The 12006-nt window shown below is 56.6% G+C and carries 8 protein-coding genes; 1 reads left to right on the forward strand and 7 read right to left on the reverse strand.

Annotated elements, in window-relative coordinates:
* Nucleotides 1–18 precede the first annotated feature (18 nt).
* The 6 genes from mepK to cmoM all read right to left on the reverse strand — a co-directional run bounded on the left by mepK (nt 19) and on the right by cmoM (nt 10129).
* A complete protein-coding gene (gene mepK / locus ABFX35_RS14965) occupies nt 19–567 on the reverse strand; it encodes a peptidoglycan L,D-endopeptidase MepK (RefSeq protein WP_095848074.1) in 549 nt (182 codons plus the stop codon).
* A gap of 181 nt (nt 568–748) precedes the next feature.
* Nucleotides 749–2584: a L,D-transpeptidase gene (gene ldtD, locus ABFX35_RS14970; protein ID WP_279027308.1), complete on the reverse strand. Its 1836-nt coding sequence runs from the start codon at nt 2582–2584 to the stop codon at nt 749–751.
* A gap of 283 nt (nt 2585–2867) precedes the next feature.
* Nucleotides 2868–7319, reverse strand: coding sequence for a chromosome partition protein MukB (gene mukB / locus ABFX35_RS14975; protein WP_346081977.1), 4452 nt, complete (start codon nt 7317–7319; stop codon nt 2868–2870).
* On the reverse strand, nt 7316–8044 hold the full coding sequence (mukE, locus tag ABFX35_RS14980; protein ID WP_095848071.1) for a chromosome partition protein MukE: 729 nt from the start codon (nt 8042–8044) through the stop codon (nt 7316–7318). The genes mukB and mukE overlap by 4 nt, the downstream gene beginning before the upstream one ends.
* Nucleotides 8025–9347, reverse strand: coding sequence for a chromosome partition protein MukF (gene mukF / locus ABFX35_RS14985; RefSeq protein ID WP_279027301.1), 1323 nt, complete (start codon nt 9345–9347; stop codon nt 8025–8027). The genes mukE and mukF overlap by 20 nt, the downstream gene beginning before the upstream one ends.
* Entirely contained in the window at nt 9344–10129 is a 786-nt protein-coding gene (gene cmoM, locus ABFX35_RS14990) for a tRNA uridine 5-oxyacetic acid(34) methyltransferase CmoM (protein ID WP_121554776.1), read from the reverse strand. The genes mukF and cmoM overlap by 4 nt, the downstream gene beginning before the upstream one ends.
* Nucleotides 10130–10281: 152 nt before the next feature.
* On the opposite strand from cmoM, the gene elyC reads away from it, so the two are divergent.
* The gene (gene elyC / locus ABFX35_RS14995; RefSeq protein WP_279027315.1) at nt 10282–11046 is read left to right on the forward strand and encodes an envelope biogenesis factor ElyC; all 765 of its coding nucleotides are present in this window, start codon (nt 10282–10284) and stop codon (nt 11044–11046) included.
* On the opposite strand, the gene ABFX35_RS15000 is transcribed toward elyC, so the two are convergent.
* Nucleotides 11043–11939: a YcbJ family phosphotransferase gene (locus tag ABFX35_RS15000; RefSeq protein WP_095848067.1), complete on the reverse strand. Its 897-nt coding sequence runs from the start codon at nt 11937–11939 to the stop codon at nt 11043–11045. The genes elyC and ABFX35_RS15000 overlap by 4 nt on opposite strands.
* Between the last annotated feature and the right edge of the window lie 67 nt (nt 11940–12006).

The raw sequence follows: 12006 nt of genomic DNA on the forward strand, positions 1-12006 counted from the left end.
ACCGGAACAGATTGCGGGTTACCAGGTTCTGACCGGCCCGGTATCTATATGCACAAAATTGCTACGCGGATAATATCCTACGCCGCCGGCGCGCATTTTTAACGCCGCTTTACGGATATTGCTTAGCTGAATGCCTTCAATATGAAAATCCATCGCCTGCCCTTTGGTGTGATAACTTTGTTTTGCCACACCGCGGCTATGCCCACGCAGTTCATTATTGGTAGCCAGGGAACGATAACCCGAAATTAATTGAATTGGCTTATGAGTGCCTAACATGCCTTGCAGGCGATAGAGATGATCAAATAAACGCGGATCAATTGATTTGATTTTATTGGCACGGTAATCACGGAACAAATGGTTAAGGCGAGCTAACTCATCGCTATTGTAATTTTTCCCGTCGAAAAACTCGGCCTTAAGTGATTCCCCCGTATTCAGGTTATTGACCACCAAAATACGCGGACGAGAGGTGGATAAACTGGCAAACGCCTGCTCTGGCAGCAGCGCTAACCCCAAGGCGGCGCTACCCAACGCCAGCCATCTACGGCGGTGATGATCGATGTTGTCCATGTTTCTGTCAGACCCGGAAAGAATATCGGAAAAATATGCACAGAAAAGCGCACTACCCGAACCATAACCGCCCGGCCGGGTTGAGTCAACCCGTGTGCCGCGTGGTTTGCGGGCAGAAAGCAAATACCTGCCCGCAGGATGGCCAAATATTCTGACCGTTAGTTATTTAGAATTACTGCATTTACTGCAGTAATTTTTCTGCCTGAGCCAAAATTTGCGCGCCAGATCTCACCGTATCGTCATAATTGTAAATATCTGTACGAAATTGTGGCTTTCCATCATCAGAAACCCAGGCCGTTAAATAATACAGTTTGACCGGAATATGCTGGCGAATATTGACGTAGGTCGTGTTGCCGCCCTTCAGGGTCGAAGAGACGCGGGAATCATTCCAGCCCGCATCCTGCAGCAGCATATTCGCCAAATCAGACGCTTTATTCACACGCACACAGCCGGAACTGAGTGCCCGAATGTCTTTCTGAAACAGCGCATGATTCGGCGTATCGTGCAAATAAATGGCATCGGAGCTTGGCATATTGAATTTGAAACGCCCCAGCGAGTTATTGGTGCCCGGCGCCTGGCGGATGCGATACGGGAAATTACGGGCGGAAACCGTGTTCCAGTCAATCATCGCCGGGTCGATCACCGTTGCGTCGCTGCTCCAGCCTGACAACAATGTATAACCGTGTTTCTGGAAATAGCTGGCGTCACGCATCGCTTTCGGCACGATATCCTCACGCACCAGCGTCGTTGGCACGTTCCACGGCGGATTCATCACCACGTTATTAAGCACGCTGCTCATCATCGGTGTTTTGCGGCTTGGCCGGCCGACAATAACCCGGGATGACAACACCTCATTACCATTTTGGTAGTAAGTCAGCGAATAGTTAGGGATGTTCACCATAATGCCGGTATTGACACTGTTGGGTAGAATACGCAAACGTTGGATATTCAAGGCCAGCAGAGAAGCGCGCATGTTGGGCGACACATTCAGCCACTCGCGCGTACGCGCGCCGATAACGCCGTCGTCGCTCAGGCCCTGCCATTTTTGGAAACGTTTTATCCCCTCCACCAGATCGCCAGTATAAATATTATCGCTAACCGCAACCGGCCCGGCCGGCTGCTGCGCTGTATCCGCCGTTACTGAAGGCGCAATATCCTTTACCGGCGCAGCGGATGGGCTAACCACCGCTGGCGGAGCTTCCTGCGCTTTCTCTTCATCAACGGAAAGACCGCCGTCGTCGCCGGCATTCGATGAAATCAGCACGGCGGCAGGCTCCGTTGCCGGCGCCACCGCTGCAGCGCTTAGCATGCCATTGCGCGTCAGAATTTCGCGCAGCGCCGGGATATCATTGCTCATTTGGCCGGGGCGCAGGCTTGGGCCATTGGCCAACCGCGGCCAGGGGCGACTATCCGCCAGCATGGCGCGCAGCGCCTGGTGCATCTTGGCATACTGCGGGTGTTGCGGCGCCAGGGATTCAACATAGGCTAGGGTTTTCCCATCGCGCACCGCCAACTGCCACTGGTTAATCACCGTATTGGGCGGCAGGCCCAGCTTGTAAGGAATATTACTGTACAGCCAGTCATTGCCATTTGCCGCAATCGACGACACGAATTGCAGGTAGCCCAACATGGCGTCCGACAGCACAATATCACGCGCCATACCGCTGATTGCCGGATCCGTCAGTTGCTTGACCCATTGAGTAAACTGCGGCTGCACGCCGGAGATCGCCAGCTCGGCCAACTGCTGTTGAAACTGCCGTACCGCCTCGCGATCCTGCCACATGGGCTGCATATGATGCCCGGCATACAGCACCGCCAGCGTAGAGAGGTTATGCGGCGTGACGCCAGACGGCAACGCCGCCATCAATTCAACACGACTTTGTGCGGCAGAGATGCCGGATGATGAAACCGGAAACGCTGGCACGGCTGCCCGTGTAGGTAACGACGCACTAATACTGCATGCCATAGCACAACTCAGTGCGAGACGCCGTATAGAGCCTCCATTTTCAAGCAACATCCTTTCCCCCTGTTTGCCCACAAAAAAACAACAATATTACCAGGTCGCCCGGCAAGAGCATTAACGGGCTTTTTTACTGAACGGCACCACGAACCCACTACAAAGACAACCTAGGTTTAGTATACAAACAGAAAACCCGTTTTGCTCTCAGGCGCCGTAGAATAACTGTTTATTTCATGGCGCTACAGCATTCCTGGTAATAAAAACGGCCAGATCATCTCCTTGATGAAAAAAATAGCCATCCTTTGATGGCTATTTTCAGATTTTTAGCAGGCCTTTTTACCTATGGCGTCTCCGCCGCCGCCGAGTCACGCGCCGCTGGCTCGTTAATCGCGAAGCCACGCAGCCCAACCACATGCACATGTTCGTGGTTTTGGAACACTTTACGCACCAGCTTATAAGTGGTGCCTTTTTCCGGGCTGATATTTTCCGGCGCGGCGATAATCAGCTGCATCTCCAAGCGCTCGCACAGTTCGAACAGCGTAGCGATAGACTTCGCATCCAAACGTGCGGCTTCATCCAGGAACAACAGGCGGCAAGGCGAAATGTCTTTACCGCGCAGGCGGCGGGACTCTTCTTCCCAGCTTTGCACCACCATCACCAGGATCGACATACCGGTACCGATCGCTTCACCGGTCGACAGCGCGCCGCTTTCCGCACGCAGCCAGCCGTCGGAGCCACGGAACACTTCGACCTCCAGCTCCAGATAGTTGCGGTAATCAAGCAGTTCCTCACCGATGGTCTGCGGCGTACGCTGCCCCATATCAATCTGCGGGTTCAGGCGCTGATACAGCTTGGCCAATGCCTCAGAGAAGGTCAGGCGGTTGCTGTTGAACAGATCCTGATGCTGCTCCTGCTGTTCAGACAACACGTCCAGCAACGTGGCGTGCGCTTCCCGCACGTTCACGTTCAACCGCACGCTCTTCACCTGGCCGAAGGACACCGCCTGCAGCCCCTGGTTAAGCATACGGATACGGTTTTGTTCCCGCTGAATAGTTTTGCGAATAATGTTGGCCACGCTTTTCGAACTAATCGCCAACTTCTGTTCGCGCGCGGTCAGCTCTTCCGTCAAGCGGCCAAGCTCGATCTCCATCTGTTCAATCGCTTCGATCGGATCGTCCGTGCGGATAATATCCTGGCGAATACGCTCGCGCAGATGCTGATACACCGCAATATAGAACTGGATCTTACGCTCCGGCCGTTTAGGATCTTCGGAAAGGCGCAGCACATCACGCAGGTGTTCGTTATCCGCCACCGCCAGACGCAACGCCCCCAACGCCTTATCCGACATCGAGCGCAGTTCGTCGCCGTCCATATAGGCCAGCTCACGCCGGTGCAGGCGGCGCTCCACGCCGTTGTCTTTCACCAGGCGCATCACCGCGCACCAGCCGGCCTTGGCGGTCACGACCTGTTCGCGCATCTGGTGATAATCACGCTCCAGCTTGCGCAGTTTTTTCTGCAGGCTGTCCATTTCCGCTTCGCAGAAGGTCAGCTGTTTTTCCAACTGATTGCGGCGCGCGCGGTTAGTGCTTAACGCCGTGTGCAGTTCATCACGGCGGATACGCGCGCGCTCTTCAGCATTGGCATCGGCCTGCACGCCGATATCCACCAGTTCCTGGTTAAGCTCTTTGAGCATGTCGCGCTTGGCGTCATACGAACTTTTCAGCGAAGCCAGCACCTGGCTGAACTGGGTGAACTGCGCCTGATACTGGCGCAGTTGGTCGCGGGCACGGCTGCGTTCAGCCTCCGCCTGCTCCAGCCGCTGACGCAGTTTTTCGTTCAGATCGTTATTGGCGTTCTGCATGCCGGCGGAATCGGCATAGCTGAAGTGCGCTCGCCGTTGCACCACTTCCGTCAGCGCAAATGCCTGCTGCTTAGCCTGGCGCTGCGCGTGCTGCGCCTGCTGATAATCCTGCTGCAATTGTTCATGCTGCTGCGGATCGCTCTGCAGCACGGCCAACAGCGGTTCCAGCTTCGCCAGCGCGGCGCCGTGCTGCTGGATATAGCGCGCGGCATCCTGCGCATCGTCAAGCTCATCGCGGATCTCATCGACGCGATCCTGCAACGTGTCGTCGTTGAGCAGGGAAACCAGCGGCATCAGGCGGTTGAGCGCGGAAATGCCCTCTTTGGCCTGCTCATACTGTTGGCGCTGCTGCTGGTTCTGCGCTTCATGGTTATTTAGCGCGCGTTCAATTTCGCCCCGGCGGCCATTGAGCGTGCGGATTTCCGCTTCAGGATCGGCATCGAACGCCACCGCCAGGTGGGTACCGATAAAGCGGCTGAATGCCTGATGCGCACGTTGCGTTTTTTGCACATCAAACGACAGCGTCGCGTAACGCTCTGCCAGAGAATCGCGTTCGGCATGCAGCACTTCCAGGCGGCTTTCCCGCGCCGCACGGCCAAACAACGGCACTTCCGGGAAACGTGAATAACGCCATTGACGATCGGCGATTTTCACCACCACCGCCTTTTCCTGCTCTTCAACGGCGAACACGCTGTCATCGAACGACTGCGGATCCCCTTCAATCAGGTAAAGATCCTCTGGGCAATCCTCCAGCCCTTCAAGCAGTTCGCGCACCAACGACAGATCCGGCACCACAATCGCGTGGCGCGACGGGCCGTACAGCGCGGAGAAGTAAGGCGCATCATCAATGGTGACATCGTCGTAAATTTCCGAAAGCAGCACACCGCCAAAACGTTCGGCCAGCGTGACCAGGCGCTGATCTTCCGCCCCGCTCGGCTGGCTGAGGCGCTCAATCTGCGCTTCAGCCGCGCGCTTACGCGCCGCCACTTCGTCGCGCTCGACGGTGGTTTCGCGCTCGCGCTCCAGCAGTTGCTGCATGTATTCGGTAACCTGCTGGCTGTCTTCCAGCGCTTCGCCGCTCTGTTCGCTAAGCTGGCTCAGGGCATCCTGGGCGGCCAGCCAGACCGGCGCGCGCGCGGTCAGGGCTTTGATGCGCTGCTGGATCTGCTCCAGTTCCTGGCGCATTTCCATACGGCGCTCGCCGGCTTCGCTCACGTTTTGCGATAGCGACTCTAGGCGTTCTTCCAGCTCTTGCTGCAGGCTTTCCAGATCGTCAGGCTGATAGTCCTGCCCATGCCGTTTGCAGAACTCCTGCAACAGGCGCTCGGCGTCTTGCTGTGAGCGCAGACGCTGTTCCAGCTCGCTTAGGCGCATCCGCAGCGGCTGCACACGCTCGGCCAGGTGTTGCTGTGAAGGCCAGTCGCGCAACAGTTCGCGCGCCGTCTGCCAGGCTTCGCTGCGGCTAACTTCGCCGGCAATCTTGCCCACCAACTGATAGGCCTGTTCAAACTGGCCGTGAGCCGCATCGGCCACGCTCAATTTTTGTTCAAGCAGCAGCAGCGCTTCCGTCGCCTCTTGCTCCCGCGCCTGGAAGGTATCCAGCCAGGTTTCCGCATTTTCAGCGGTCAACTCCGGCAGTTGGCACAGGCCGCGGGCCCGCTCTAACGCCTGCAACGCCTGCTGATACTGGATGGCACGGGTTTGCTGCACATCCAGCGCCTGCTGGTAATCCGCCAGTTGGCTCTTCAGCTCATCGACTTCCAGTTCGGCGGCTTCGGCCCGCGCTTCGTTATCGGCCTGTTGCTCACTGGCCTCGGCGACCACCTCATTCTGTTCTTCCAGGCGATAGGACAGCTCTTCCAGATCGGCCTCGTAGCGCTCAACCTTCTCCCGCTGACGCATCGCCGTCTGCACCAGGTTGAGGTGATCGCTGGCGGCCTGGTAATCGGTTTCCAAATCGGATTCGGCGCCGCTTTGCTCAGCCAGCTCGCGCGCCATTTCTACGTGACGGTACTGCTCAGCGGCCAGTTGCTTACGGCTGGTGAACAATTCGCTGCGCAGCGCAATGGCGCTATCCAAATGAATGCGGCGCTCATTGGTATGGCGCATATAGTCGGCGGCCACATAGGCGGTGGCGTCGGCGATCAAGTGTTTGAACAGATCGCGATCCGACTGCGTGACGCGGATCGCTTCCAGCGTCATACGGTTCTCGCGCAGCGCGGCTTCCATATCCTGGAACGCCTTGCGCACGCCGCTGTTTTCCGGCAGCAGGTAATCACGCAGCGAACGGGTAATGGCGCTGGAGATCCCGCCGTACAGAGAGGCTTCAATCAGCCGATAGAACTTGCTGCGATCGGCCGAAGAACGCAGGCGCTTCGGGATCACCCCTAAATCGAACATCAGCGAGTGGTAATCGGTAATGGAATTGAACTGCTTGAACTGCACCCCTTCCATTTCCTCCACGCGCTCTTTCAACTCCTGCAGCGGCAGCACGCGCGCCTGGCGCTCGCCCACCGTCTGCGTGAGCAGTTCCGTGGGCTGGATTGATGTCGGCAAACCCTGAATGGTGAACGGTTTAATGTCCACCTTACGATCGCGGCCGGCCACCTGCTGCAGACGCACACCAACGACCACGCGCTGGTGGCGCGAATTGACCACATCCAGCGTGGAATAACACACCCCGGCGCGCAGTTTGCCGTGCAAGCCCTTATCGCGCGAGCCGCTGGTGGCGCCGGCTTCGGTGGTGTTACGGAAGTGCAACAGCGTCAGATCCGGGATCAGCGCCGTGACGAAGGCCGCCATGGTGGTGGATTTGCCTGCGCCGTTACCGCCGGAAAGTGTCGTAACCAGTTCATCAAGATCAAAGGTGCGGGCGAAAAAGCCGTTCCAGTTAACCAGCGTCAACGAGCGAAATTTACCGCGTTCAATCATTCCTGTTCATCCTCTGCACTGTCCTGGGCATTGGCTGCCGATTGCTCATCGCCTTCGTTGTCATCATGCAGTGACAGGCTATTTTCAATCGGCATGGCCTCACCGTCGCGAATCATGCGCAACTGCGCTTCCCGCGGATCGTCACCGCTGCGCACGTCTGCGCCAAAGCGGAACACCGCTTCGGTAATGCGAAATTTGCTGCTGTCGCCGCCCATGAAGTAAACCATCCCCAAGCGGCGCAGGCGGTTAAGCGAGGTGCGCACCTTTTCATGCAGTTTCTGCCGATCGAGATCGGAACCGGTTGAACGTTGGTTGACGAACTTCAGCAGTTTGCTTTCATCCGCCAGGCTCAGCAGTTCATCATACAGTTCCTGATGGCTGAAGATGCCCTCGTGCGCCAGGCGCTCTGGGCTGAGGTAGAGATAACAAAGGATTTTGCCCACCATCATATCCAGCTCGGACAGCACCGAACGTGCGATCAGCGTGGTAGAACGCGGGCGCAGGTAGAAAAAGCCTTCCGGCGCACGGATCAACTCCACGTTGTAGCGGCCGTAGAACAGCTCAAGCTCTTCCTGAAAATCCATCAGGAAGGCGTGGTTGTCCAGCTCATCAATACCGATGTGGCGGCCGGCGCGTAGTTGGCTGTCCAGCGCCGGGAACAACGCATTAGACAGTGCCTTGGCCAGTTTAACTGGCATTACTTGTTCAATATTTGTCGATGACATGGGCCTGTACCTTGGCTCCGTAATCATTGATTGCCTGCCATTCGGCCGGCAACCCTGAAAAATCAGCTTCAGCCACACCAAGACGCACAGCCTGGTCGACCACTATACGCGCCACGTCAAAATGACGGGCACGCGGATATTGCGCCAGATAATCGCGCATTACCGTTCCTAAATTGAGCGGTATTTTTTGTTCCTGATAAACCTGTAGCGCCTGCTCGATCATGGCGGCCAACTGCTCGCGGATCTCGCTAAACTCTTCGAATTCCAGATCCGGCGGCAGTTCCCCGGTCACTTCCTCGCTGCGCAGCGCCAACTCTTCATCACGCATGTCCAGCAGGCGATCGGCATTGGCGAAGGTCAGCGCCCATGGGTTGTCGAAATAGTTTTGCACCGACTGGCGCAGGCGTTGTGAGAACACCCGGTTTTTATCCATATCGATGGCGGTACGAATGAACTTATGCACGTGGCGATCGTAGCCGATCCACAGATCGATGGCCTGTTGGCCCCAACTGATGATGCGATCCAGCTTGCCCTGCAGATCAAACACCAGCTTATCGACAAAGCTTAGCTCCGCGTCGCCCAGGGTGGCGTCCTGGATACGCAACAGGTTTGCCTGCAGCTTATCGCCTGCGGCTTCCAACGTATCTTGCAGTTCGCGCAGGGTACCGGAAGTTTCCGACAGCAGCATTTCGCAGCTGGAAATGGCTGCGCGCCAATCCTGATTAAGCAAGGCGGCAATGTCTTCTTTGACGCTTTGCTGCTGCTCGTCCATCACGCGTTGGGTCATATCGATGCTGTCGAAGATTTCCGCCACCGAATATTTCAGCGGCGCGAACACGTTACGGTGCCAGTGGAAATCATCCCCGCCCTCTTCCGCGGCGTCCGCCGCGCGTTTGAGCTCTTGCGCCACAATAGACAGTTGCATCGACAACCGCAGCGTCGAAAACTCGCGCTGGCGGATATAGTAGTCGGTAATGCCGATGCCTAGCGGCGTCAGGCGGTAGATGGCATTGCCGTCCGCCAGTTCGCTGGTAAAGCGGTTCAACAGGCGCTGGCGCACCATATCGTTAATGGCATTATTGGCACGAATCGCCACCGTTTCATGCGTCTGCTCAAAGCCTTTGCTGACATGACGAAAGGCATCAACCAGCTCCCCTTCGCTCATCTCGCCATCCAGCCGCTCGCCGTTTAACGTGGCGATAGCGAGCAGAAACGCAAGACGCTCCGTTGGGAGCGAAAGAGAGAAATCATTTTTCCGTGCCCAGGCGACCAGTTCGGGTACAGTCTGGGAAAACTCACTCATAGTTCGTCCTTCAGGTCGGGTTTATGCGCCATCACGTGAATATAGCGCCCCAAACTCACGTACGGCTCTTGCCGGCAATAGCGCTGTTCAAGCGCCAGTAGCTCTTCAAATTTTTCGGTTTGTAACTGCCGGCTTTGCAGATAATCATGGAACACCCGCACACCAGTTTTGCCGCTAATGCGCAGCCCCAGTTGTTCCAGCCAGCCGTAGACATCCTGTGGCTGGTGCGGGTACTGCGGCGACAACGAACGCTTTCTGCGCCTTCTAACCTGCGGATCCACTAGCTGGAAGTTCCCCAACACCACGTTGCGCATCAGCAGACCGTTGGCGTTAAAAAACATCAGCGACAGCGCGCCGCCCGGCGCTAAACAGGCTGACAACGCGCGCAGCGCCGCCAGCGGTTCAGCGATCCATTCAAGCACCGCGTGAAACAATATCAGATCGACAGGCTGTTCCAAGTGCTGGCCGATATCCTGAACAGCATTTTGTCTAAATTGCATGTTCTGGCTCACACCTTTCTGTTCTGCCAACATCGCCGCCCGTTGGATCATCTCACCGGAAAGATCGCACAACAAGACCTGATGTCCTAATTCGGCCAGTTGGCAGGCCATATGGCCTTCACCGCCGCCGGCATCCAAAATGCGCAGCGGCCGCTGCGGCAGTTGCGCCAATAACGCGTTCAGATCCTGCCAGAGCACCGCCTGGCGAATCTTCCCTTTGGTGGTGCCATAAATATTACACGCAAACTTTTCAGCAATATCGTCAAAATTGCGATCCTGCATAAGACAGTGACTCCACTGCTTTTATTCTGGCTCCGGCAAAACGCCCGCCTATTCAAACCTGCTATTTTGGCACAGACTGGCTTAGAATGAATCTTCTTGCAGCCAGATTGCGCCTGGATGTCGTTTTTTCACCCAAAAGGATCGGATTTTTGATGCTGTTTGACCTGAAAAAGTTCATCGGCGGTATTTTGATGCCGCTGCCCGCCCTGCTTTTGCTGATGGGGCTGGCACTGTTACTGATATGGTTCACCCGCTGGCAGAAAAGCGGTAAAGCTATTTTAACCCTGAGTTGGCTGTTTTTATTGCTTTTCAGTCTGCAACCGGTCGCCGATCGCTTATTGCGCCCCATCGAAGCGCAATACGCCACCTACCGCGGCAACGATGCGGCAAAGTATATCGTGGTGTTAGGCGGTGGCTACACGTATAACCCGGACTGGGCGCCGAGCTCCAATCTGATCGGCAATAGCCTGCCGCGGGTTACCGAAGGTATACGTCTCTATCAGGCACGCCCCGGCAGCAAAATGGTGTTTACCGGCGCCAGCGGCGCCAATATGCTGAGCAACGCCGAGACCGCCGCCAGAGTGGCGGAGAGCCTGGGGGTGCCGCGCAGTGATATCGTGGTGCTCGATCGCCCGATGGATACCGAACAGGAGGCTGGACAAGTCGCCGAACTGGTGGGGCAACAGCCGTTTATTTTGGTCACCTCGGCCAACCACCTGCCGCGGGCGATGCGTTTCTTTACCGCCAAAGGGTTGCACCCGATTCCCGCGCCGGCCAACCAGTTGGCAATCACCTCACCGCTGTATTTTTGGGATCGCATATTGCCTTCGGCCATGTTCCTGGGGCACAGCGAACGCGCCTGGTATGAAACGCTGGGCAGCCTGTGGCAACGGGTGAAAGGCGCCGATAAGGATTAACCCGCCAGCCATGGCAACAGTTGCTGCGAAGCATTGCTGAACAGTTGCCGATCAAGCTTGCCGGTGTGGATCATGCGCGCGGCGGCTTCCCATACCGTGTACAACCAGCGGCGCGCCATGAAAGATTCCGCCACCGGCGCCCGCTGCAAATACTCGAACAGCAGTTGGCTTGGCATACCGGGTTCGCTTAGCCGGAAAAGATCGTATTCACGTGGCGCCCAAAGCATCATGCCTGGGTTAAACATCGCCAACAGTTGGTCGGTTTTGGCGTCTTTGAGCATACTGCGCAGCGTCAGGTTGCCGTGCACCAGCACACAGGGATCGTCAAAGCCAACAAAAAAATGGGTCAATGCTTCGCGCGTGCGGTACAGCAAGCGGCGATCGTCCATCGTCAACTGCGGCGAGTTCAGGTTGGTGAGCGTCGACCATAACACCTCGATCCGCTGTTGATACCAGCAAAACCAGTCGTTTTCCTGCGTGCTGTCGACGGTGCCAACGTTACCGTGGCTGTCGATACGATGCCAGGCCAGCATCCCTTCCACGATCTGCCCCTTCAACATATTCCAGCGATCGGGCGTGCGCGTCGGCGCTTCAACCGGCACCCCGCGCAGCCGCTCAATCAGCAGAATTTCCTTATACGGCGCCTGGTGGGTATACACCACGCCAAACACCGTCGGCAAACGGATATCTCCCTCCCGCGCCAGCATTGAAAGCTTATAGGCTTCTTGTTGGGCGATCCCCGCGCAGACATAGCTTTTCGCCATCAACGGAATGGCGTGATCATGTTGATCGTACAATGAGTACATGTGCGCGTAGGGCTGCTCGCTGACGCGTTCAAGGCGGCTGATTGATTCGCCCAGCACAATACTCAGTTCGGCACGTAACTGTTCCATCAAGCGAAACCTCTGGAGGAAAAATAAAGCGCTTTACATCATCAAACGCCATGCGGGGAAATACTTC

This window comes from Gibbsiella dentisursi (assembly GCF_039539505.1).
GTDB classification, from domain to species: Bacteria; Pseudomonadota; Gammaproteobacteria; order Enterobacterales; family Enterobacteriaceae; genus Gibbsiella; species Gibbsiella quercinecans.

Excerpts from the sequence above, each read along its gene's own strand:
- mepK (WP_095848074.1), bottom strand. The coding sequence starts at position 567 with ATGGACAACATCGATCATCACCGCCGTAGATGGCTGGCGTTGGGTAGC.
- ldtD (WP_279027308.1), bottom strand. The coding sequence starts at position 2,584 with ATGTTGCTTGAAAATGGAGGCTCTATACGGCGTCTCGCACTGAGTTGT.
- mukB (WP_346081977.1), bottom strand. The coding sequence starts at position 7,319 with ATGATTGAACGCGGTAAATTTCGCTCGTTGACGCTGGTTAACTGGAAC.
- mukE (WP_095848071.1), bottom strand. The coding sequence starts at position 8,044 with ATGTCATCGACAAATATTGAACAAGTAATGCCAGTTAAACTGGCCAAG.
- mukF (WP_279027301.1), bottom strand. The coding sequence starts at position 9,347 with ATGAGTGAGTTTTCCCAGACTGTACCCGAACTGGTCGCCTGGGCACGG.
- cmoM (WP_121554776.1), bottom strand. The coding sequence starts at position 10,129 with ATGCAGGATCGCAATTTTGACGATATTGCTGAAAAGTTTGCGTGTAAT.
- elyC (WP_279027315.1), top strand. The coding sequence starts at position 10,282 with ATGCTGTTTGACCTGAAAAAGTTCATCGGCGGTATTTTGATGCCGCTG.
- ABFX35_RS15000 (WP_095848067.1), bottom strand. The coding sequence starts at position 11,939 with ATGGAACAGTTACGTGCCGAACTGAGTATTGTGCTGGGCGAATCAATC.